This is a genomic window from Archaeoglobaceae archaeon, assembly GCA_038734275.1.
Classification (GTDB): Archaea; Halobacteriota; Archaeoglobi; order Archaeoglobales; family Archaeoglobaceae; genus WYZ-LMO2.
Genome location: JAVYOO010000001.1, coordinates 24,561 through 46,352 on the forward strand (window position 1 = coordinate 24,561; position 21,792 = coordinate 46,352).

Sequence of the window (21,792 nt, forward strand, 5' to 3'; positions counted from 1 at the left end):
CCAAGAGGGTAAAAATGTATGAAATTCGACGTTGTAATTGTCGGTGCTGGGCCGGGAGGAATGTTTGCAGCATATAAACTTGCAGAAAGTAAAAAAGTTGCGATTTTTGAAATGGGAAGAGATATATCGAAGCGTAAATGTCCAAGCGATCTTTCGCAAAGTTACTGCAAAAAATGCAACCCCTGCAACATCACTTCTGGTGTTGGTGGTGCCGGAGGACTTTCAGATGGGAAGCTGAACTATGTTAATCCGAATTATCCGTCAAGTTTTACCGTAGGTGGTGATTTTGAATTTTTGAGTCCAAGATATTTAATTGAAAAAATGAAAGAAGTTGACGAAATCTTTTCAGCACATGGAGTATCTGGTGAGCTCTACGGGGATGATGAGGCTAAACTCGATAGATTTCTTAAGCAGGCAAATGCTGCAGGAATTGAATTCGTTCCATTAAGGCAAAGACACGTGGGGAGTGATGAATTGCCAAGAGTCATCAAAAGTCTCGAAGAATCACTTAAAAAGAAGGGTGTCGAGATTTACACGGAAAGGACAGTTTTGGATATAGATCCAAAAAATAAAATCGTAAAAACTAATAAAGGCGAGAAATTTGGCTATGAGAAGCTTATAATTGCGGTTGGAAGAAGTGGATCTGACTGGCTTGAAAAATGGGTTAAAAAGTATAAAATAGATATTGCTGAAAACTCGAAGGCGATCGATGTTGGTGTTAGAGTTGAAGTGCCGGCATCCATCATGGATGATATTACTTCTACAATCTACGACCCTAAGCTTAGAGTTATTACAAAAAGACATGACGACTACATGCGAACTTTCTGCACTTGTCCAAGAGGATGGGTGATAAGAGAAGATTATGGGGATTTTTGTTTAGTAAATGGACATAGCAAGGCGAAGGAAAAATCAAACAATACGAATTTCGCATTGCTGGGTCATTACGAATTTACCGAACCATTTGACGAGCCAAATGAATGGGGAAGAGACCTTGCAAGAGTTACAACAAAGCTCGGAGGTGGGAATCCAATCGTTCAGAGACTCAAAGATTTAAGACTTGGGAGAAGGAGCACTGAAAGCAGAATAAGGAATAATAGGCTCGTTCAACCAACTCTAAAGACTGCAATTCCCGGAGATATATGCTTGGCATATCCAAGTAGAGTCATAGACGACATTGTGGATGCACTGGAAAGGCTGGATAAGGTTATTAACGGAGTAGCAGATGACTCCACCCTTCTTTACGCTCCGGAAGTGAAATTTTACTCGTTAAAACTCAAAGTGGACGAAGGTATGCGAACGAGCATACCTCACGTTTATGCGATTGGAGATGGGGCGGGAATAAGCAGGGGTATTGTTGGTGCAGCAGTCACAGGCTTAATCGCTGCAGAGAGCATTCTTAAGGATGGTTAGAATGTTTTTCGATATCCGTGAAGTTGAAGTTGAAAGTCTAACCCTTTTAATGGAGAACGGTGTGATTGAGAGACCAAAAATTACACAATTTCATTCAAAGAGCTTTAGAGTTCTAAAAAATGGCTTTTGGGGCGTCTTTGAGGGTTTGATTAGCGATTCTGAAGGAATCAGAATGGCTGAGAAGAACGCAATAATAAAGGGCGATGTGGAGATTCTCGATGTGGAGTCAAAGGGAGAATACGAGTTTAAAATGAAAATTGACCCCAGAGATATAAGCATTGAAGAGAAGTTGAATCTACTTAAAGAGCTGAACAAGAGCATTTTGACGGAAACAAAAAGGATAGGCTATATCGAGAGCTTTAAAAGATTCGAATATCGGGACTCATGTGGAAATGAGGTTCGGTATACAGTGCCAAGAATTGGTGTTTCAATCGTAGCAATTGGCAAAGATGAAAGCCTGCAATTCATTTCAAAACGTTTGATGAAACCTGGTGGATGGGAAAAGCTTGAAAGAGTTTTTGAACTTACAGAAGAAATCAATGAAGTTCTACCAAAGCTTTTAAAAGCCAAAACCCCGCCTTCCGGGGAAATGAATGTTTTAATGAATCCAGAACTTGCAGGGGTATTTATTCATGAAGCATTTGGGCATGCAGTCGAAGCTGATCACGTTCTTGAGGGAGCAAGTGTTCTTAGTGGGAGGATTGGGGAGAAAATTGCCGGTGAAAACGTAACCATCGTAGACGATCCTACAATAGAGGAATTTGGCTTCTATCCATTCGATGATGAGGGTGTCAGGGCGAGAAAGAAGGTATTGGTAGAGAATGGAATTCTAAAGAGCTATCTACATAATAAAGAAACTGCTAAAAAGCTTGGAGGGGATCCGGGGAATGCAAGAAGTGAGGGTGTAGCTTTCCCAATTGTCAGAATGAGCAATACGTATCTTAAGGCTGGTGATTTGGAATTCGAAGAATTGCTTGAACTTTGCAAAAATGGCGTTTATCTTGTAGGCTCAAGAGGGGGTGAGACAAACCCGGCTACTGGTTATTTCCAGTTTAGTGCACAGTATGGCTATATTGTAAAGAATGGAGAGATATCGGAGATGATCAGAGACGTCTCATTAATGGGGACAATCGAGATTTTGAAAAACGTTGAACTCGGAAAAGAGATAGAATTTGATCCCGGATTCTGCGGAAAAGCTTTTCAAACTGTTCCAGTGGCGGATGGTGCTCCCCCAGTTTTGTGCAGAACTAAAGTTGGTGGTGCCTAATGGAATGGGAGATCTACGAAGAAAGAACACAAGGAATTATTGCAGAAATTTCGGGAGGGAAGCTCAAGCAAATTCGATCATCGGCGAACTCCTCATATGCAGTTCGAGTTATCATTGATGGAAAGGTTGGATTCTCTGCGGGCAACAATGTTGAAAAAGCCATGGAAAATGCAAAAAAGATTGCAAAGATTTCAGAAGAAACTTTGAATGGTTTTCCGAATGAAAAGCCTGCAAATGTATGTGGAATTTACGACAAAAGTATTGAAAACACAACAACTGATTTTTTGAAGGAAGAATATGAACTTCTAATAAGTTCAGTTGAAAAGGCAAAAATAGCGAGTGCATTCATAGGGCACTTTGTTTTGGAAGCCAAAATCACAAATTCTGGCGGTTCGGAGCTCAGCAGAAAGGAAACATATTCTTTATTTTCGATAGAATGCATATATGAAAATGGGAGTGGGTTTGCACAGGATGAAAGTAGGACAAGAAAGTTAAAAATTGCTGAAACAGCAAGTTATGCGGAAAAGCTTGCAATTGAGTCTTCAAAAGCTGTAAAAATTGATAGCGGAAATTACGACATTGTTTTAACACCTTATGCTGTTCATCAGCTCCTTTCAAATACTCTCTATCCGGCTCTATCAGCTGAAAATGTATCAAAGGGGAGAAGTTTGCTTAAAAAGGGCTACTACTTAGGCGAATTAAAAATTATAGACGATCCAACGATAGAGGGAGGACTGGAGAGTTATCCTTTTGACGACGAAGGAGTAAGTGCCAGAAGAAAAACTCTTGCAGACCGAGAAGTGCTTTGCTTTTATTCCGACTGGAAAAACTCTAAAAGTTTTGGAATTACAGGAAACGGTTTAAGAGAGTCCATAGAATCCTATCCAGCACCTGCGCCGAGCAACTTGCTGATAGAAATAAAAGATAAAGCAGACATCGAGGGAGCTCTGCTTATTCACAGCTTTATAGGCACTCACACTGCAAATCCGCTTAGTGGCGATTTTAGTGTAGAGTGTATGAACGCAGAATTTGATGGAAAAGCGATAAAAGGGGCTATGATTTACGGAAACATCTTTAATATGCTGAAAAACATAGAAGGTTTTAGCGGCGATTTAAAGCAAGTTGAGAATACAATTAGTCCTTCCATAAGATTTAGAAACGTTAAAATCGTTTAGCAATAAAAATTGAAAGAAATAGAACGACTACAAGTAGCATTATAAGAAGAAATGCCATTCTTGCCAGTCTAATAAGACTGGTTTTCTTCTCTCTTTCAACGACTTCAAAATCGAGCGATTTATAGCTTGGCTCATATCCTGGAGCCTTGAATTTTAGGTCTATCCTGTGTTTTCCAATAGATGGAGACGGGAAGGAGAAAAGAAAAGAACCCATTCTTGCTTCACATTCACCCATCTCTTTTCCGTCAAGATAGAACTTTATCCTGCCATCGAGCGGTTTCCACTCCTTCTCTTTATCATCATAGAACGTGAGCCAGCCTTCAACAGAGACAATTTCTCCTTCTGAAACAAATGCATCTACGAAGTGTGCAGAGATTCTTGTCTTATACAATGAATTTGAAGAAGACATAGGAGATTGCCCCGAGCAAAAATATGTGCTTCAATCCGGCCTCAACTCTGCCTTCGCCCATCACACCAGCAGCGAGTCCAGAAAAGACTGCAACGAGTATTGAAGTCTCCATAAATACCCCTTCAAGTTCCGATAAGTTTATTGCTGTTGTAAGCTGACTTTTTTCGATGGATGTAAATATAGAAAGCATGTTCTTTATTAGCACGTATGCAGTGTATAGAAATACACCAAATGCAAGGTAGATTATTATTATATAAGAGCTCATCATATCTCTGAGTCTGTTTCTCATCTCAATCTCCAACAGCGAGAAGTTTGAGGCAACAATCAGGGCTTCTTTTATTGATGGAGATGCTTCTATAGCCTTTACAAGCATTGATATAGCCTTCTGGAAAATGCTGCTTTTAATTCTGTGCTCAAGTCTGGCGAAAGCAGAAGTGATGAGTTCGCCCCATTCAACCCTTCTCTTGATAGCTTTTATCTCCCTATTCAAAACTCCCGCTTCAGTATCGCTGATATTCTTTAAGGCTTCGACAACATTTAATCCTGCTTCGTTTAGCGAAGCGAGCTGTTTTAAGAATTCTGGAAGCTCTCTTTCTGCCCTTCTAAGCAGTCTTTCACGATATTCGATGAAGAAGATCGATGGCAATCCAAATGCAAACAAAGTTGTAAAAATCAGGTAATCAAACTCCATTCTACCATAAAAGATGAGAGAAAAGACTACTGGAGGTAATAATAGGTAGAATAGGAGGTATTTGAAGCTAATAACGTAAGGCATTTCGAGGATCGGATAAAGGAGAAAGCTCCTGATAGCGTTAATAGTTCTTCTTAGCTTTGCAAAGCGAAAACCAGAAGGTCGTTGCGATGTTCTTGCCATGACCTCTTCAACCTCGCTCTCCACTTTTGCAACTGCCCTGCTCTCTCGTGCAGTAGATGAATATGCTAACCATAAAACAAAGATTGAACCGGCGGGTAAAACGGAATAAAGAAAAAGTCTGTAAATCCCGATAGTCGAGCTACCCATCATGTTGAAAACGATCAGAACTATAAGGAGAAAGAGTGGGGCAACGATGAAAAGTGCTAAGTAGATTTCTGCAATGATCTGCATAGACTCGGAATAAAGTGTGTATAGCCTCTCTTTTTCTGAAAAAAACTGGTCAGATTTTGATTTCAGATAATCTAGAATATTTCCTCCACCTCTGTATACGTCTACGAAATTCTCAATAAAAACTCTTAGCTTTTCGGATGGGGTCGTCTCTGCAACAAATTTCATCGCACTCCCTAAATCCCAACCCATTTCAACAAGAACTACTATTTTCTCAAATTCGACACTGAGTTCGCTGAAAAGATGTTTGTTCTCAGCGATGAACCTTATAGCAGAGATTATTGGAACATTTCCCTTTGCCATTCCGAGAAGCATGTTAACTGCATGTGGAAGTGCTGCGTCGATTTTTCCAGCTCTGGAGCTCGCTACATAATATGGATAGGAAAGGATAATGTAACGGGTTAATCCAAAAAATATGAGCGCAAAAAGGAGTGAGATGGCGATTTGAATCTTCCAGAACTCCACCATTCCGCCACCGATGAAAACGAACTCAATTCCAAAAGAATTTTTTATAATAATTGATATTATAACCCCAGTAAACACTCCTATTAACATTGCAATTAGAGGGTAAAATAAAGCTGATGCAAGCAATTCTGGGGTTGTAATCCGGAGTCTTGCCTTCTCAATAGTTTTGTCTAAGTCTGAGTATTTGCTTGGATTCTCTTCGATCTTATTTCTAAAGTATTTTTTCATGAAATGTGGTGCATTCATAGGACTTTCGAAAATGCAATTTCTGGATTTCTATAATAGTTATGAATTAATTTCGTAAACTCAGCATAATCCCTGATCCCTTTCTTTATCATCCACTCGAGATACTTTTTCCTCCTTTCGAGCTCAACATACACGTCGTCCACTCTTGACATAGCTATTTTTTCAAGCTTTTTCGGCAAACTAACTTCGATATGTGCATCTTTCTTCGCATCCCATTTTGCAAACTGGTTAACGAGAAGATTTTTGTCCACTGGGTCTATTCCCAGTATTTCATTCACCTCTTTGGTTCTCCTTATTCTTCTTCCACCAATTAGATACATGTTTTGAACAAGCACTATGTCCAGAAACTGTAGCATACTCCTCGGGACATTTAGAGGATCACTCTCGAATCTGTAGACCATCTGGTTTATATCTCCAGCGTGGAATGTTGAATAGCTCGCATGCCCTGTAGACATGGCTTGAAATAAGGTCTGGGCTTCTTTTCCTCTAACTTCACCTACCACAATATAATCTGGTCTCTGCCTTAAAGCAGCTTTTAGAAGGGCATACATGTCTATTTCCTGCTCTCCTATACCTGTTCTTGTTACCTGAGCAAGCCAGTTTTCATGATAGAGCTTTATCTCTCTCGTGTCCTCAATTGACACAACCTTTGCATCTGGTGGGACGAACATGAGGATTGCATTAAGTGTCGTAGTTTTCCCGCTTGCGGTCTCTCCAACTACGATTATCGAAAGCTTATGCTCTATCGCAAGCCAGAGATACGCCATGATTCCAAGTGGAATCGTTCCTGATCTCACGAGATCGAGTGGTGTCAGTGGCTGAGCTGTAAATTTTCTAATCGTAAAGCTTGAACCCCTTGGGGTTACCTCTGTTCCAAAAGTAGCCTGAAGCCTACTTCCATCCGGGAGCGTTGAGTCGACAATTGGGTTTGCCAGAGAGATGTGTTTTCCACTTTTTTGCGTTAGAAGCATTACAAGCCTATCCAGAGCGGATTTTGGAATCTTAATGTTTGTTTCAAGGTATCCATAGTTTTTCTGGTAGACGAAAATCGGGATCTCATAACCATCACAGGAAATATCTTCAACATTTGGATCAACCATAAGGGGCTCAATGATGCTGAATCCGAAAAATTCTCTGAAGAGATAGTAAAGCATTCTCGAATAGAGATCACTGTCCACCACGATTCCGTATTCCTTCACTATTTTTTCAAAACTCTTTACAAGCACTTTTGCCCTTTCCTCGAGCTCAAGTGTAACATCGTAGAGAGTTAGAACGCGTCTTAAATCTACAAGCACTGAGGAAAGAAGTTTGAGCTCCTCAACATTCAACGACGGCTCAATCGCATGATACCTCAATTTGTTTAATTCAACATCTTCAAAGATTACTATTTTTATAAACGGTTCTGCAACCCAGTATTCAGTAACAACATTGTCAAACTTTACGTCCTCAATTATTTCCGATTTTATGAATTCCCTGAGTATGCGATATCTTTCCAGCATTTCGATAATTTTTGCTTTCTGGGATATATATTTTTTTCTGCAAAATTTGTAATCAGCTCTCTCTATTCTGTTTTTCCTTTACAAAGACTACACAAAGCACAGAAATAATTGATGCAATGAGGCAGAATTCAAACGAAAGTTGGTAAGCTTCTGCAGGATAAATCGAGTCTACTTTTCCGACAGAGTCCATTAAGTAACCCATCACAGTCTGAAATATTGCTGCACCAAAAAAAGGAAACACGTTAACAACACTCATCGAAAGCCCGGTCATTCTGAGTGGAAAGAGCTCCTTTACGATTGCATATGCAACTGGACCTGTGCTGGAAAAGAAACCGACTAAGAAGGATATAAGACAAACTAAAGAAATATCGAGAGTTGAAGTGAATAAAACAAGAGGTAGCCAGGCTATTGTGAATCCCAGACCTCCAAGAATTAAAATCATCTTTTTTAGCCCAATTGAATCCGAAATTTTGCCAAAAAGAATTGATCCAATAATCGTTCCTACTCCAACTAGCGTTAGAATCGTTCCTGCAGCCCCTTTTGTCATTCCGTAAACGTCAATCAAATAAGGGCCTCCCCAAAGCCCCTGATAACCCATAACTATACCATATCTAAGCATCGCGGATATCGCGATTAGCCATAGAGAGAAGTTGCCAAGTATTAACTTGAGGTCTTCTTTTCTAATCTTTTCCTCTTTAAACCCGGTAGGAGCATCTTCTACTATTTTCCAACACAAAAATAGCAGAATCAAGCTTATTAAAGCAATAAAAACAAAAGGAATTCTCCAACTAAGGACCTCTATAGCCAAGGCCAGAGGATAAGCTGAAAGGATTGCTCCAAGATTTCCTATCGCAAAAAGAATACCCATGGCGGTTGCAAATTCGTTGTGTTTGAACCAAACAGATATTATTTTTACAGTTGGCACGTAAACTCCTGCTACGCCTATTCCTATGAGCAATCTCGAAAAAACCGCCATTTCGTAGCTAAAAGCAAGAACAAGCGTTAAAACACCAAAAAAGGCTATTGATGTGAAGACCATAACGGTCCATTTTGCACCCTTTGTGTCTGAAAGGACACCTACGGGTATTTGCAAAACCGCATAAGGATAAAAATAGGCAGAAGACAGTATTCCAACGGCAAGTGCGGAAACTGCGAATTCTCTCATAAATTCATCTGCCATTACTGCGGGCGAAGTTCTGTGGAAATATACGAAAAAGTAAATGAATGCCAATACTGAAAAGATTGCCCACTTATTTGATTTCAAATCTGAGAATCGCACATATACCACCAAGCTTTGATACAACCTCTCCCGGCTCGAATTCCGAGCTCATTATTAAAACTTTACCACCGGTTCTCTCAACTTCTTCCATAAATGTATCGATATCCCATTTTTCCCTCTCTCTCAGCAGGAAATCGTCTGAAACAAGAAGAATCTCTATAGCCCCATACTCTTTGGCTTTTTTAACGTCTTCAATTCCATAACTTACTTTTTGGCCCTTCGCGATACCTTCAAGCAGTCTTTCCACAACCTCTGCCTCTTCTGCAAGTCTTATCTCCCCAATTAACTTATTTATGGTCCCCCTTTTCAGAACCTCTATAAAACCTCTTCTGCCGATTGCAGAAGTGTCTACCAATACGGCCTTTTTTGCAATTTCCGAATCTCTTTGTCTGAGAAACTCCAAGAAGTCTTTTTTTATAAATCCTGGCCCAGCGATCACGAGAAATCTAAAGTTTATTGTTTTAAGGGTCTCATAAAGTTCTTCAAAGAATTCACTTCTCATTCCACCGTAGTCCTTAGCATAGCTAAACCTTTTTTCAAAAATCTCCTCCACCCCCCATTCTCGCAAAGCTCCCGCAATAGCTTCACCCTCTTCTATAGTCAATATAACCACTTCGGGCCTCTTTGAGCTTTCAACAGCTTTTTTCAGTCTTCTTAATTGCTCCTCTTTCCACTTCTTTGAAATACTCACTTCTCTGCCAACTACTATGTTTAAAGTATGAAAGCCCGCTTCTTCCACGCCAGCAACAATTCTGCCCATAACCCTGAGTCTGTTTGCAAATCTGTGAAATTCCACTTTTTCAACTTCAACCCCAATTCTGACTGTCACAAGCTCTTTATCTCCCCTTAGCTTGTCATCACTGTGAGTAGCTCTTTTCGTAAGCGAAAAAACAATGTCTCCTTTTTCGATAATAAATTTAAGGTGCCAGAGATCATCCAAGTTTTCGGGAATGAGCTTTATTTCCCCTTCATTATTTTTTAGATTTTCCTCCAAAACCTGCACAATTCAAATGTCCCCCGATTTTTAAAACATTCTTGAAGATTTTCTTATGCCCCAAACTGAACTTTTAAAAACTCAGCCTATACAAGAGCGATACTTTTAAATAGCTGAGGAAGAAGGATGCTCAAGAAATACGGGGGTCTTGAAATGCCAGTTCGTCCGTTGGATATCCTGAACAAATCGTTAAAGTCTCCGGTCATCGTGAGACTGAAAGGGGGAAGAGAATTCAGAGGAACACTTGATGGGTACGATATACACATGAATCTCGTCCTTCTAAATGCTGAAGAGATTCAGGGCGGAGAGATCGTACGCAAGGTTGGAAGCGTAATAATTAGGGGGGATACTGTCGTCTTTGTGTCTCCATACTCGGGTGGTGAGTGATGTCAGACGGAACAGCTTCAATGGGTAGAAGAAATAGAAAAATGGTTCACGTTAGATGCAGGAGGTGTGGTAGAAATTCTTTCCATTGGAGGAAAAGATACTGTGCGGCATGTGGCTTTGGGAGAAGTAAAAGGCTCAGAAGTTACAACTGGGTTAATAAAACAAAGGACAGTGTGTAATGTGTGGTATAGCGGGAGTGTATAGTGAGAAGTCCTTAGCGGGAGAAAATGTTTATTATGCTCTTTTCTCCTTACAACATAGAGGGCAGGAATCTGCAGGAATAGCATTCTTTAGCGATACCCTTCGCTATAAAAAACAAATGGGCTTAGTATCGGAAGTTTTTACTAAGGAAGATCTGATTCCGGCAAAATATGCTATAGGACATGTCAGGTATTCAACTACAGGGCTTTCAAGGTTGGAAAATGCCCAGCCTTTTGTTGTGAAGTCAAAAATTGGAAGTATAGCTGTTGCACATAATGGAAATCTCGTCAACCATTTGCAGCTGAGAAAAGAACTCGAAAATGACGGCGGTGTGTTTACATCTGATTCGGATTCTGAGATCATAGCACAACTTTTATCGAAAATACTGCTCAAAGATGGCGACTTCAAGGACTACCTTCAAGAACTCAACTCAAAGCTTGTTGGAAGCCACTCATGCGTTTTACTTATAAACGACAAAATCGTTGCGTATCGCGATCCACTGGGCTTCAGACCGCTTTGCGTCGGAGAACTTGATGATGGATACATAGTGTGCAGTGAAAGCTGTGCCATCGATGCTCTCGGCGGGAAATTCATAAAGGATATCGCTCCAGGAGAAGCTGTGATAATAGAAAATGGGGAACTTGAATTTTTCAGATTTGCAAAAAGCAAAAAGAGGGCTGTTTGTGTATTCGAATACATATACTTTGCCCGGCCAGATTCAATCATCGATGGGATTAATGTTTACAAGGCAAGGACCGAAATGGGAAGAATACTTGCTGAAGAAGCTCCAGCGAACGCGGATTTTGTTTCTGCGGTTCCTGATAGTGGTATAACTGCTGCCATAGGGTATTCAACAAGATCTGGACTGCCATATATGGAAAGTCTGATTAAGAACCGATACATAGGCAGAACCTTTATCATGCCCAAACAGGAGCTTAGAGAATTGCTGGTAAAGTTTAAAGTGAACGTGATTAAGGAAAACGTGATTGGCAAAAGAATCGTGCTTGTGGACGACAGCATAGTGAGAGCGACAACTTCAAAAAGAATAGTGGAGATGATAAAAAAAGCGGGAGCAAAAGAAATTCATTTAAGAATCGGCAGTCCACCAATAATTGCTCCATGCTATTTTGGCATCGATATGAAGACAAGAGAAGAACTCATCGCTTCAAGTCACACCGTCGAAGAAATTAGAGAGATCGTTGGTGCGGACAGTTTGCACTATCTCAGTCTTGAAGGGTTGCTAAAGGCTCTAAGGAAATTAGGTGGGGAAGAGTTTTGCATAGCCTGCCTTACTGGCAGGTATCCAGTTCCAGTTCCGGGTGAGTTATCGGAGTAGGGGTAGCCAGAATATTATCAGAAGAATCAGTAGCATTAGAAACATAAACAAAGTAAAATTTCTCTGCCTTTTTCTCTCTTTCTCCATCTTTTCTTCGCATTCTTCGCTACAGTAGTATTTATCCAATTCTATCGCTTTTCCGCACACTATGCAATGGCGGTGTGGAACAATGGGCATAGAGTTCGTTGATTCGCAATATAAAAAATTTTTCAAAAGAAAATACAACATTCGAGCTGGTGTTGTGGCAAACTTTATAAGCAGTATTAAATAAAAGATCTAACGAAGCGGTCGTAGTCTAGTGGCAGGACACGGGCTTCCCGAGCCCGTTGCCCGGGTTCAAATCCCGGCGACCGCATGCTTTTAATCAATTAACCACTTTTTAATCCTTTTACGCTTGTAAGAAACTGAAACTCTCCGAAAAATCGAGTGAAAAATCAAATCTTAAATTTGGTTTAGATAAACTTTTTTCACACTGAGTCCCAAATAACCACGGAATAATAGCAATTTTTTCTGGTTCGAAAATTATAGCGGACAATGCCAGAAATATCATAGAGAGTAATAGAGAGTAAAAGCCCCCCGTAGTGAAAAGCGGTCCAATTCCTACAAATCTTTTTAAGATCCTTTGATGAGTAGCAATCTTTCTTCAAAGTGGCGAGAAGCAATGTAAAAGTTGCAAAAACCGTCGCAAGGGCTAAGAGTGTTATTTGAATCAAATTTTAGGATTATTTTTCCAAACAGGGTTATTAATCCTTTAGATGCTTCTCAATCACTTCTATGAGCTTTTTGCGAGTGAAAGGCTTCTCAATTACTTCCTTAGCCCCGGCTTTTAACAAATCTTTTTCTTTACTCATATAATAAGCAGTTATGCCCACTATCTTTGCGTTTGGATCAATACGTAGAATGTTCTCGGTAGTTTCGATACCATCCATCTCGGGCATGACTATATCAGTCAAAACAAGGTCTGGTTTAATGTTCTGGTAGATCTTTACAGCTTCTTTTCCATTTGTTGCTTTCACGACTTCATATTTGTCCTTAAGCATTAGTTCCAAGGCTTCAAGTAGTGCAATGTCGTCATCTACGATGAGTATGACCCTTTTTATTCCAGGCATGAAATTTCTTTAACGCAAACACTATATAAATTTCTCGCAACCTTTTATCTCTTTATAATCTTAGCAGAAAAATCGTTACCAACTATGACAGAAGTAATCATTTTCGCTGGAAACACACCATTTTCAATAACCCCGCTCACGAGTTTTAGCTCTTTTTCGAGCTCTTCGGGGTTCTCAATAATCCCAAAGTCGCAGTCCAAGATAAAATTTCCGTTATCCGTTATTACAGGTCCAACCTTTCCTTTCGCCTCTCTGAGCTTTGGTTTGCAGACAGAAGATAGTTTTCTAAGCACGTAACCATATGCAAAGGGCATAACTTCAACTGGAACTGGCATTGAAAGCTTCTCTACAAGTTTAGACTCATCCACAATTATTATTACCTTTCTGCTGGCGTTTGCCAGTATTTTTTCTCGAGTTAGTGCTCCACCCCCGCCCTTGATACAGTTCAGCTTGGCATCAACCTGATCCGCCCCATCTATGCAGATTTCGGGTTCTTTTTCAATCAAATCCGTTATAATTATACCGTTTCTCGCTCCTGCAATCATTGCTTGGTAAGAACTTGGGATCCCATAAATTCTTATCCCCTCCTTCCTTATTCTTTCCCCGAGAAGGTTCAAAAAAACCTCTACAGTGCTTCCACTTCCAATTCCAATCGTCATTTCATCTTTTATTAGACTAAGAGCAATTTTTGCAGCATTATATTTTCCATTCATCCATCCAGCCCCTTAAAGCTTCGCAATCTGAGGTTGCATTTAAGGATATCGGTGTTATAGAAACAAACCCGTTTCTAAGTGCATGTATATCCGTTCCGGGTTCTGCATTTTCGATTTCAATTCCATGAATCCAGTAATATTCCCTGCCTCTCGGATCAAGTCTCTTTTCTACCTTCGTTTCATACATTTTTCTAGCAAGCCTTGTTATCGCTAATTTTCCTGTGAAATTTCTCGGAATATTGATATTCAAAACATCTACACTATCTGGAAGTCCTTTTTCTAAAACTTTTCTTGCGATCCATTTTAAAACCTTTTTTGCGTTCTCAAAGTCATAATTACAACTTAACTCGAACTTTAAAAGCTCGTGCATCTCTACCGAGATTGCTATCGCATTACTTCCATGGGTTGCAGCTTCGAGAGCAGCACAAACTGTTCCAGAAGTAGTTACAGCTTCTGTAGACAGATTTTCGCCGAGATTTATACCACAAACCGTTAAATCCGGCAATTTTTTCATTATCTCATAAATTCCGATGATCACAGCATCAGTTGGTGTTCCATCGATTGCGTACAAATTCATACCATCTATCTCCATTTCGAAGAATCTGACTGGGCGCATAATTGAGATGCTCCTACCGACTCCGCTCATCTGCGTTATCGGTGCAACCACGACTACTTCGTCGATTTCGCTCAGCGCAGTGTAAGCTGCTCGAAGTCCTTTTGAGTAGACACCGTCATCGTTGGTAAGCAGAATCATCTCCTTAATTACAGCCTTCAGACTATAAATCTTTTCAGAAAAAGTTTTTTAATTTCTGGTATAAATTGCTTACATGAACGAAGTAGAAAGAAAATGTCTTTCATCCCTTCTTGGAATTCTTGAAAATTTCTACGAGCAGATGAAATCTGGTCACATCCCGGAATTGAGTATTTCCACAAGAACGAAGTTCAACATAGAATTCGATGAAGATTCTGGGGTTTGGGTTTATGGGGATAAGAAATCCATTACTTCTGCAAAAACTATTAAGGGCGCATTAAAAATCCTGAAGATGGCATATGTAATTGGTTTTCTTAAAGAACAGCTTGCTGTAAATAAATCCTCAACACTCAGAGAGCTTTACTACATAACAGAGAGCTGGGGGTATGCAAAATTTGATGAACAGGACGAAAGTGACAGGCTAATCGAAGATCTCGAAATCCTTTCGGGTTATCAGAGAGAACAATTTCACATTCGACCAGAAGAAGATGGAGCAACAATTGTTGGACCAATCCGGATCAGAGAGGAAACAAGAAGAGGAATAAAAGAAATACACTGTCAAGACGATGTTGGCGAAGGTGGATATCAGATACCTGTGAATGTGGACAAACTGCAATTCGTTGATCACGATGCAAAATTTGCAATTGCCATAGAAACTGGAGGTATGCGGGATAGGCTTGTAGAAAACGGTTTTGATGAGAAGTTTAATGCAATAATCGTTCATCTCAAAGGGCAGCCAGCAAGAAGTACAAGAAGACTTTTGCGAAGGTTAAACACAGAGCTAAACATCCCTGTTGTAGTTTTTACGGATGGTGATCCTTGGAGTTACAGAATCTATGCAAGTGTTGCTTACGGGAGTATAAAGTCCGCTCATTTGTCAGAATATCTCGCAACCCCCGATGCGAAGTTTCTGGGTGTCACACCTTCAGATATTGTAAGATACGATTTGCCATCGGATAAATTAACAGACGAAGACATAAAAGCTCTCAATGCAATACTCACAGATCCAAGGTTTGATACAGATTTCTGGCGAAAAGAGGTAAAACTGCAATTGGAGCTAAACAAAAAGTCAGAGCAGCAGGCCTTGGCAAAATACGGGTTAGATTACGTTACAGACGTGTATCTCCCGGAGAAGCTCACTGAAATGGGAATAATCTAAAAATAATAATGAATCAATTCCAGATGGTATCACATAATGCTCTACTTCGGAAAGTATGACTTTTTGTGATTTTTCCGAGCTTATTGGTTGCGAAGCGGAGATCTACCGTGATAGAGAGTGGTTTTTCATATACATAGTTGGCAACTCGGTTGGCAACTCATATGAGATATCCAGCGAAAATAAAACTCCACAGCCTTCAAAACGAGAATCAAGCCATTCAAAAAATCGAGAATTCAAGGAAGGCAATTCGACTATTTTACAACTTGAAAATAAAGCGGGCCGGGAGGGATTTGAACCCACGACTGCGGGATTAAGAGTCCCGCGCTCTTCCTGGCTAAGCTACCGGCCCTTTATACCCATCATCCTTTGGGCTTTAAAATTTTCTGTTTGTTTCGTTTTGAACATAAAAACTTTGTGTTGAATTCAGTTTTCGGATGTTTTTAACTAAGTCGAAATCTTAAAATAAAATAATTTTAAAATAAAATAGGTTAATCCCTCTTAACTAAGACGTTTTCTGGTTTTCCGGCGGGAGGTTTGTATTTCGGCGGATATATCCCAACTCGCTGTGCCTCTTTTATAAGCCAATCCCTGTGATCTGGATGAGCTATGTTTATCAATGCGGTCGCTCTCTCTCTTATTGGATAACCCCTCAGATATGCTATACCCCACTCTGTAGCGACGTATTGGACCATGGTTCTTGGAACAGTCACTGCAGAACCCTCGGGCAGAGTTGGAAGAATTCTGGAAGATCCATTATAAGTCGAGTAGAGAGCAAGAACCGATTTACCTTTTCTGTCATTGCTGAACAGACAGCCCATAACGAAGTCAAGCTGTCCACCTGTTCCACTTATCTGGAAAAGCTTACATGAAGGTGTCAACAGCCCCATCTGTTCGGAGTTAACTTGCCCCATTAAGTCTATCTGGGCTGCTTGATTGAGGGAGAACATTTTTGGTTGCTGTGCAATTAAGAAAGGGTTATTCGTGTAATCCACGGGATAGCTTGCAAGTGCTGGATTTCTATCTATGAAGTCGTAGAGTTTTCTAGTCCCTATTGTGAACGTAAATGCTGATCTTCCTTTGTCGAATTTCTTCTGGGAATTTGTAATTATACCCTCCTCTATCAATTCCATGGTGCCATCTCCGATCATCTCCGTGTGAACTCCGAGCTCTTTGAAGTCATACTCCTTCAGCAGTTTTATTACCGAGTCCGGAAGGGAGCCTATTCCAACCTGAAGGGTTGATCCGTCCTCTATTAAATTGGCTTCGATTATATTTTCTGCGATCATCTCGTCTTGTTCGGTGGACGGTGGCACAAAGGGAAGGCATGGTGTGAGGTTGTCATCTTCAACAATATAATCCACTTCGGAAATGTGAATGGTTTCATCATAGCCACCATTTACCCATGGCATGTCTTTTTTAACCACTAAGACGACTTTCTTTGAAGATTCTGCCAGTGCCTTCATATGGGAATTCGTAACTCCGAAGTTAAAGTATCCATGTTCATCCATTTGGGTTGTCACTAGGAATGAAATGTCTACCTTATCCTTGTGAATTTCCCTTGTTATCCTTGGAACGTCAAAGTAGAGATTTGGAAGGTATATTGCGGTTCCTAATTCTCTTGCAAAAGGTCTACAGCCAAGATGAACAAATCCACTCATCCATAGGAAAACTTCGCACTCAGGATCTGCCTGGAGAAATTCATATGGCAATACATCGATAAAAGTCGAAACGACCACGTTTTGAAGTTCATTTTTTCTCTTGGCCAGATGTGTGTCAATGATATGTGCAAAGCTCATTGATCCTCCGAGAGCAATTACTGAGTTGCTTTGAACAAGCTTCGCTGCTTCTTCTGCAGTTATCAGCTTCTTTTCGTATTCGCTTCTCAATCCCATATCCACCACTCTCACGTCTTGCGACGAAGAAGATATTTAAAATTTACGCTAAATAATATTTTGCAGATTAATCTTTAAAATAATTTCAAATGATTAAAATGAATGCTGAACGAAAGGTTTATTAAATAAATAATTTTTTTACAGTTATGGCGATTGTTGTAGCTCTCGATAAAAAGTCAAAGAGAAGTGAAAGAGTTCTTAGTTTCTCGATAGAAGAAGCTAAACTGCGAAATGAAAAGCTTATATTTGTCCATTCACTTTACGGGGGAGAGAGAACAACGCAAGAAGAAATTGACAACGGCGAAGCGTTGCTTAAATGGGCGGAAGAGATTGCCAAAAGTGCTGGGGTGAATTGCGAAACGAAACTTCTTGTTAGGGGCAAGGAACCTGCTGAGGACATTATAGAATTTGCAGATGAAGTTAAGGCAAGTATTATCGTGATAGGTGTAAGAAAAAGAAGACCTGCAGGGAAAGTTCTTTTCGGGAGTGTAGCCCAAGATGTGATCCTTCACTCGAATCAGCCAGTAATTTGTATAAAATAATAAAATTTTATTTTTATCAAGATTCCATAAGCTTCCTTAACCTCGTTCTTGCATCATCTATCATTGAATTTAGATACTTCGCTACGGCCTTTTTAAGATCCATTGGGTGCAGTGATCCATTCTTGAAATCCTCTGTCATTGCTTCAAAACTCTCATATTCCACATCTCCGCCAAATTTTAGATCTCTTTCTATCCTTATTTTTCCAAAAGCTGGAAAGACATAATGTCGTGCAAGATCGATTATGGGATTTCCATCCAGAACCTTTGGAGGGCAGTATGCTTTCATTATCTTTCTTTCGACCTCTTCAGCAGAGTCGCTTATCGAGATATAATTTCCCTTCGATTTGCTCATCTTTTCTCCATCAAGACCAGAAATGATTGGTGTGTGGATGCAGATTGGCGCTTTATATCCTAATGCTGGCAAGTTCTCTCTTGCAAGCATATGAATCTTTCTCTGGTCTATGCCTCCAACTGCCACGTCTATTTTAAGGTAGGCTATATCCAGTGCCTGCATTAGCGGGTAAATCATCTGTGAAACCATAGGGTCTTCTTTTCTTCTGCTAACTTCATCCATGCTTCTTTTTGCTCTGTTAAGTGTTGTAATTCTGGCTAATTTAAGAACGTCGAGAACGTAGTCTCTGTTAAGCTGATAATCGCTACCAAGAACAAATTTTGTCATCTTCTCTTCCAATCCAAAAGCAATGAAGGTTTTCATGTTTCTTTCAGCCATTTTTTTTATTTCTTCAAAAGTCCCCTTTTCATTCAGGTAGGCATGGATGTCTGCGAGCAAAACTACTATCTCGAACCCGATGCTCTGTAAGTCTTTAAGCTTGTTTACGGTGATAAGATGTCCAAGATGTATCTCTCCACTTGGTTCATAACCAACATAGGCTCTTGGTCTCTCTTTTTCTTCGAGTAGATTTCTGAGTTCTTCCAATAGCACAACTTCCTCAGTATTTCTCGTTGCTATGGCAATCTTCTTTTCAATATCCATAGCTGCAGTTCGCATTCGATTTTTAAACTTCTTCCAAGTTATGTTAAAAATGGAGCTTACATATAAGCAAATTTTTGTTGGATACGTATTTTCAAGCAAAAAGTTTAAATTTAGAATTTGAATACGTATAATATCTAATTTGGAGGTGGTTTATATGAATAAAGTTTGTAGTCTCCACAGGAAATATGGTGGAAAGATCGAAGTCCTACCCAAATGTCCGGTCCGATCTCTTAGCGATTTTAGTTACTGGTATACCCCCGGAGTGGCAGAACCAACCAAAGAGATAGCAGAAAATCCGGAAAAAGTATTTGAATACACAAACAAATGGAATACAGTTGCAATTGTTACTGATGGCTCAAGAGTTCTTGGACTTGGCGATGTGGGTGCTCTTGCCTCTCTTCCTGTAATGGAGGGCAAAGCCATGATCTTCAAGCTACTCGGTGGTGTGGACGCATTCCCAATCCCTATCAGCGAAAAAGACCCGGAAAGGTTCATCGAAATTGTAAAAAAAATTACACCGGCATTTGGCGGCATAAATTTAGAAGACATTGCAACACCAAAGTGCTTTTACATCTTGGAAAGACTCCAGAATGAACTTGAAATTCCTGTATGGCATGATGATCAGCTTGGAACCGCAACTGCTACACTTGCTGGATTGATAAATGCCCTGAAACTCGTTGGAAAGAGCATAGATGAAATTGAAGTTGCAATTATTGGTGCAGGAGCTGCGAACGTGGCAACGATAAAATTACTTGCTAAGGCTGGAGCGGACTTAAAAAAGTTCTTTGTTGTCGATAGCAGGGGAATTCTGAATTCACACAGAGAAGACCTTGAAAAATTGAGGGTCACAAATCCAGAAAAATTCTGGATCTGCATGCAAACTAATGCCGAGCAAAGAACCGGAGGAATTGAAGATGCTATGAGGGGCGTTGATGTTGTCATCGCTGCAAGCACGGGTGGGATTATAAAAAAGGAATTCATTAGTAAAATGGCGGACGATGCAATAGTATTTGCCCTTGCAAATCCTATCCCGGAAATATATCCTCATGAGGCAAAAGAAGCAGGGGCAAGAATAGTTGGCACGGGAAGAAGTGACTTTCCAAATCAAATAAACAATTCTTTGGTGTTCCCTGGAGTATTTAGAGGTGTTTTGAGTGTCCGTGCTAAAAGGATAACAGAAGAAATATGTCTAACTGCCGCACATACCTTGGCAAGACTTGCGGAAAGTAGGTTGAATGAAGATTACATCATCCCGAAAATGACTGAGATACACGTGTTTCCAGAAGTTGCCACAGCAGTGGGTATGAAAGCAATCGATCTTGGTCTTGCGAAGCGACTTTTTACTCCAGCTGAGCTTTATGAGCATTCATGCAAGCTTATTTTCGGATCTCACGAAAAACTAAGAAAACTTATGGAACTTGGTTATATTGGGTCTGAAATTTATTAGGAATTTTATGTTTTAATAAAATATTTATTAAATCTACTATAGCAATCGCATGCTTTGCTAACAAGATTATGGAATTATAAAAATCGACACAGCCACCCGCTAATGACACAATAACTTTTAAATGTTTTCTCCGCAAAGAAAAAGCTTTGGTTTAGAGTGCTGAGCAAAAATTTACATAAGACTCATAACCTTCTCAACACTTGCTTCAACGATCTTTGGCTCTCCGCAAACCTTTATTGCAGTCTCGGGATCTTTCAAAAGGTTTCCAGTAGTGATGCAAACAACGGTCTCGTCGTTTTCAATCATTCCAGCTTTTGCGAGCTTTATCAGGCCAGCAACACTTGCAGCTGAGGCTGGCTCAACACCTATTCCATTCTTCGCAAGAAGCTTCTGAGCTGAGATGATCTCGTCATCGCTAACGATCTCTGCAAGTCCTTTTGACTCATAAATTGCCTTCAAAGCCTTCTTGGCATTCACGGGATTTCCAATTCTTATGGCAGTTGCAATCGTTTCTGGGTTGCTGACAGGCTCTATGTTATCCTTTTTTTCAATGAAAGCTTTGTAGACAGGGGCAGATCTCTCAGCCTGAATTCCCGTCATTTTCGGTAGCCAGTCGATCAGCTGAAGCTCAAGAAATTCCTTGAATCCCTTGTAGATTGCGGAGATGTTTCCAGCGTTGCCTACTGGAAGAACAACTCTATCAGGAACGCCAATTTCGTCTACGATCTCGTAAGCGATCGTCTTTTGCCCCTCAAGTCTGAATGGATTGACTGAGTTTAGCAGATAGACCCTTAGTCTGTCGCAGACTTCCCTTATGATCCTCAGAGCGTCGTCAAAGTTTCCCTTGATCCCTATGACCTCCGCTCCGTGCATCAAAGCCTGAGCAACCTTTCCAAGGGCTACTTTGCCTGCTGGCAGAAGAACGTAAGCCTTTAACCCCGCTCTCGCCGCATACATTGCCATCGATGCTGAAGTGTTGCCCGTGGAAGCACAGGCTACAGCTTTTCTGTTAAACTCAATTGCCTTTGTTACCCCCACAGTCATCCCACGATCCTTAAATGAACCAGAAGGATTCAGACCTTCATGTTTAACGTAAATTCTTCTTATTCCAAGCTCCTTTTCGAGCCTTTCAAGTCTATAAAGTGGTGTTCCCCCCTCCTTTAGGCTTATAGGCTCGATTTTAACTGGCAAAAGGCTTCTGTATTTCCATACCGAGAGATCTTTTCCGTTAAGCTTGAAGTCAATTTCAACCTGATCCAAGTTGATCCTCACCTCTAATAGCCCACCGCATTCGCAATTGTAGCTCTCTTCGCTGTTCTCTTTCCCGCACTCTATACACTTCACAGAATACATGGCAAAGCTATTCTCTCCCAATTTATAAATTGTTGGCAAAGTCGGTAGTTTCTAAAAAATAA

General features: G+C 40.3%; 21 protein-coding genes and 2 tRNA genes. 10 read left to right on the plus strand and 13 right to left on the minus strand.

Annotation, left to right across the window (positions count from 1 at the left end; genetic code table 11):
* Positions 1–18: 18 nt before the first annotated feature.
* From QXI54_00170 to QXI54_00180, 3 genes are read left to right on the plus strand one after another with little or no spacing between them, the layout of a single operon-like run.
* The gene (locus tag QXI54_00170; GenBank protein ID MEM0301571.1) at positions 19–1,410 is read left to right on the plus strand and encodes an NAD(P)/FAD-dependent oxidoreductase; all 1,392 of its coding nucleotides are present in this window, start codon (positions 19–21) and stop codon (positions 1,408–1,410) included.
* Entirely contained in the window at positions 1,403–2,677 is a 1,275-nt protein-coding gene (locus QXI54_00175) for a TldD/PmbA family protein (GenBank protein ID MEM0301572.1), read from the plus strand. The genes QXI54_00170 and QXI54_00175 overlap by 8 nt, the downstream gene beginning before the upstream one ends.
* A complete protein-coding gene (locus tag QXI54_00180; protein MEM0301573.1) occupies positions 2,677–3,852 on the plus strand; it encodes a TldD/PmbA family protein in 1,176 nt (391 codons plus the stop codon). The genes QXI54_00175 and QXI54_00180 overlap by 1 nt, the downstream gene beginning before the upstream one ends.
* Here the strand turns inward: QXI54_00180 and QXI54_00185 are convergent.
* From QXI54_00185 to QXI54_00205, 5 genes are read right to left on the minus strand one after another with little or no spacing between them, the layout of a single operon-like run.
* On the minus strand, positions 3,839–4,261 hold the full coding sequence (locus tag QXI54_00185; GenBank protein ID MEM0301574.1) for a hypothetical protein: 423 nt from the start codon (positions 4,259–4,261) through the stop codon (positions 3,839–3,841). The genes QXI54_00180 and QXI54_00185 overlap by 14 nt on opposite strands.
* A complete protein-coding gene (locus tag QXI54_00190; protein MEM0301575.1) occupies positions 4,236–6,074 on the minus strand; it encodes a type II secretion system F family protein in 1,839 nt (612 codons plus the stop codon). The genes QXI54_00185 and QXI54_00190 overlap by 26 nt, the downstream gene beginning before the upstream one ends.
* Entirely contained in the window at positions 6,071–7,573 is a 1,503-nt protein-coding gene (locus QXI54_00195) for a type II/IV secretion system ATPase subunit (GenBank protein MEM0301576.1), read from the minus strand. Before QXI54_00195 ends, QXI54_00190 begins: the two co-directional genes overlap by 4 nt.
* 52 nt (positions 7,574–7,625) lie before the next feature.
* Positions 7,626–8,861, minus strand: coding sequence for an MFS transporter (locus tag QXI54_00200; protein MEM0301577.1), 1,236 nt, complete (start codon positions 8,859–8,861; stop codon positions 7,626–7,628).
* Positions 8,824–9,855 (minus strand): mRNA surveillance protein pelota, encoded by a 1,032-nt coding sequence (locus QXI54_00205; GenBank protein ID MEM0301578.1) that lies wholly within the window; start codon positions 9,853–9,855, stop codon positions 8,824–8,826. Before QXI54_00205 ends, QXI54_00200 begins: the two co-directional genes overlap by 38 nt.
* Before the next feature lie 144 nt (positions 9,856–9,999).
* Here QXI54_00205 and QXI54_00210 point away from each other — a divergent pair, with 144 nt between their 5' ends.
* The 3 genes from QXI54_00210 to purF are packed head-to-tail and all read left to right on the plus strand — an operon-like array spanning position 10,000 to position 11,770.
* Positions 10,000–10,233, plus strand: a complete 234-nt coding sequence (locus QXI54_00210) for an LSm family protein (protein ID MEM0301579.1) — start codon at positions 10,000–10,002, stop codon at positions 10,231–10,233.
* The gene (locus QXI54_00215; protein MEM0301580.1) at positions 10,233–10,412 is read left to right on the plus strand and encodes a 50S ribosomal protein L37e; all 180 of its coding nucleotides are present in this window, start codon (positions 10,233–10,235) and stop codon (positions 10,410–10,412) included. Before QXI54_00210 ends, QXI54_00215 begins: the two co-directional genes overlap by 1 nt.
* Positions 10,412–11,770 carry an amidophosphoribosyltransferase gene (gene purF / locus QXI54_00220; protein MEM0301581.1) on the plus strand — a complete coding sequence of 453 codons (1,359 nt, stop codon included), beginning with the start codon at positions 10,412–10,414 and terminating at the stop codon, positions 11,768–11,770. Before QXI54_00215 ends, purF begins: the two co-directional genes overlap by 1 nt.
* Here the strand turns inward: purF and QXI54_00225 are convergent.
* Entirely contained in the window at positions 11,759–11,947 is a 189-nt protein-coding gene (locus QXI54_00225) for a DUF2116 family Zn-ribbon domain-containing protein (protein MEM0301582.1), read from the minus strand. The two genes, purF and QXI54_00225, sit on opposite strands and share 12 nt — an antisense overlap.
* 107 nt (positions 11,948–12,054) lie before the next feature.
* Here QXI54_00225 and QXI54_00230 point away from each other — a divergent pair.
* A tRNA-Gly gene (locus QXI54_00230) sits at positions 12,055–12,125 on the plus strand.
* A 388-nt stretch (positions 12,126–12,513) separates the two neighbouring features.
* Here QXI54_00230 and QXI54_00235 read toward each other — a convergent pair.
* The 3 genes from QXI54_00235 to surE are packed head-to-tail and all read right to left on the minus strand — an operon-like array spanning position 12,514 to position 14,346.
* On the minus strand, positions 12,514–12,879 hold the full coding sequence (locus QXI54_00235; protein MEM0301583.1) for a response regulator: 366 nt from the start codon (positions 12,877–12,879) through the stop codon (positions 12,514–12,516).
* 44 nt (positions 12,880–12,923) lie between these two features.
* A complete protein-coding gene (gene rpiA / locus QXI54_00240; protein ID MEM0301584.1) occupies positions 12,924–13,592 on the minus strand; it encodes a ribose-5-phosphate isomerase RpiA in 669 nt (222 codons plus the stop codon).
* A complete protein-coding gene (surE, locus tag QXI54_00245; GenBank protein MEM0301585.1) occupies positions 13,576–14,346 on the minus strand; it encodes a 5'/3'-nucleotidase SurE in 771 nt (256 codons plus the stop codon). The genes rpiA and surE overlap by 17 nt, the downstream gene beginning before the upstream one ends.
* Before the next feature lie 73 nt (positions 14,347–14,419).
* Between surE and QXI54_00250 the strand changes: the two genes are divergently transcribed.
* Positions 14,420–15,502 (plus strand): DNA topoisomerase IV subunit A, encoded by a 1,083-nt coding sequence (locus tag QXI54_00250; protein MEM0301586.1) that lies wholly within the window; start codon positions 14,420–14,422, stop codon positions 15,500–15,502.
* 275 nt (positions 15,503–15,777) lie between these two features.
* On the opposite strand, the gene QXI54_00255 is transcribed toward QXI54_00250, so the two are convergent.
* Positions 15,778–15,851 (minus strand) — tRNA-Lys (locus tag QXI54_00255).
* 139 nt (positions 15,852–15,990) lie between these two features.
* Positions 15,991–17,409 (minus strand): acetyl-CoA hydrolase/transferase C-terminal domain-containing protein, encoded by a 1,419-nt coding sequence (locus QXI54_00260; protein MEM0301587.1) that lies wholly within the window; start codon positions 17,407–17,409, stop codon positions 15,991–15,993.
* A 131-nt stretch (positions 17,410–17,540) separates the two neighbouring features.
* Here QXI54_00260 and QXI54_00265 point away from each other — a divergent pair, with 131 nt between their 5' ends.
* On the plus strand, positions 17,541–17,936 hold the full coding sequence (locus tag QXI54_00265) for a universal stress protein (GenBank protein ID MEM0301588.1): 396 nt from the start codon (positions 17,541–17,543) through the stop codon (positions 17,934–17,936).
* A gap of 16 nt (positions 17,937–17,952) precedes the next feature.
* Here QXI54_00265 and QXI54_00270 read toward each other — a convergent pair whose 3' ends face one another.
* Positions 17,953–18,930: a tyrosine--tRNA ligase gene (locus tag QXI54_00270; protein MEM0301589.1), complete on the minus strand. Its 978-nt coding sequence runs from the start codon at positions 18,928–18,930 to the stop codon at positions 17,953–17,955.
* 154 nt (positions 18,931–19,084) lie between these two features.
* Here QXI54_00270 and QXI54_00275 point away from each other — a divergent pair, with 154 nt between their 5' ends.
* A complete protein-coding gene (locus QXI54_00275) occupies positions 19,085–20,377 on the plus strand; it encodes an NADP-dependent malic enzyme (GenBank protein ID MEM0301590.1) in 1,293 nt (430 codons plus the stop codon).
* 171 nt (positions 20,378–20,548) lie between these two features.
* On the opposite strand, the gene thrC is transcribed toward QXI54_00275, so the two are convergent.
* Positions 20,549–21,730 carry a threonine synthase gene (gene thrC, locus QXI54_00280; protein MEM0301591.1) on the minus strand — a complete coding sequence of 394 codons (1,182 nt, stop codon included), beginning with the start codon at positions 21,728–21,730 and terminating at the stop codon, positions 20,549–20,551.
* Positions 21,731–21,792 lie beyond the last annotated feature (62 nt).

Bases quoted from the DNA above. Each gene is read 5' to 3' on its own strand.
- purF (MEM0301581.1), top strand. From the start codon at position 10,412: ATGTGTGGTATAGCGGGAGTGTATAGTGAGAAGTCCTTAGCGGGAGAA.
- QXI54_00170 (MEM0301571.1), top strand. From the start codon at position 19: ATGAAATTCGACGTTGTAATTGTCGGTGCTGGGCCGGGAGGAATGTTT.
- QXI54_00265 (MEM0301588.1), top strand. From the start codon at position 17,541: ATGGCGATTGTTGTAGCTCTCGATAAAAAGTCAAAGAGAAGTGAAAGA.
- QXI54_00190 (MEM0301575.1), bottom strand. From the start codon at position 6,074: ATGAATGCACCACATTTCATGAAAAAATACTTTAGAAATAAGATCGAA.
- QXI54_00275 (MEM0301590.1), top strand. From the start codon at position 19,085: ATGAATAAAGTTTGTAGTCTCCACAGGAAATATGGTGGAAAGATCGAA.
- thrC (MEM0301591.1), bottom strand. From the start codon at position 21,730: ATGTATTCTGTGAAGTGTATAGAGTGCGGGAAAGAGAACAGCGAAGAG.
- QXI54_00175 (MEM0301572.1), top strand. From the start codon at position 1,403: ATGGTTAGAATGTTTTTCGATATCCGTGAAGTTGAAGTTGAAAGTCTA.
- QXI54_00215 (MEM0301580.1), top strand. From the start codon at position 10,233: ATGTCAGACGGAACAGCTTCAATGGGTAGAAGAAATAGAAAAATGGTT.
- QXI54_00195 (MEM0301576.1), bottom strand. From the start codon at position 7,573: ATGCTGGAAAGATATCGCATACTCAGGGAATTCATAAAATCGGAAATA.
- rpiA (MEM0301584.1), bottom strand. From the start codon at position 13,592: ATGAATGGAAAATATAATGCTGCAAAAATTGCTCTTAGTCTAATAAAA.
- surE (MEM0301585.1), bottom strand. From the start codon at position 14,346: ATGATTCTGCTTACCAACGATGACGGTGTCTACTCAAAAGGACTTCGA.
- QXI54_00225 (MEM0301582.1), bottom strand. From the start codon at position 11,947: ATGCCCATTGTTCCACACCGCCATTGCATAGTGTGCGGAAAAGCGATA.
- QXI54_00250 (MEM0301586.1), top strand. From the start codon at position 14,420: ATGAACGAAGTAGAAAGAAAATGTCTTTCATCCCTTCTTGGAATTCTT.
- QXI54_00210 (MEM0301579.1), top strand. From the start codon at position 10,000: ATGCCAGTTCGTCCGTTGGATATCCTGAACAAATCGTTAAAGTCTCCG.
- QXI54_00180 (MEM0301573.1), top strand. From the start codon at position 2,677: ATGGAATGGGAGATCTACGAAGAAAGAACACAAGGAATTATTGCAGAA.
- QXI54_00235 (MEM0301583.1), bottom strand. From the start codon at position 12,879: ATGCCTGGAATAAAAAGGGTCATACTCATCGTAGATGACGACATTGCA.
- QXI54_00185 (MEM0301574.1), bottom strand. From the start codon at position 4,261: ATGTCTTCTTCAAATTCATTGTATAAGACAAGAATCTCTGCACACTTC.
- QXI54_00270 (MEM0301589.1), bottom strand. From the start codon at position 18,930: ATGGATATTGAAAAGAAGATTGCCATAGCAACGAGAAATACTGAGGAA.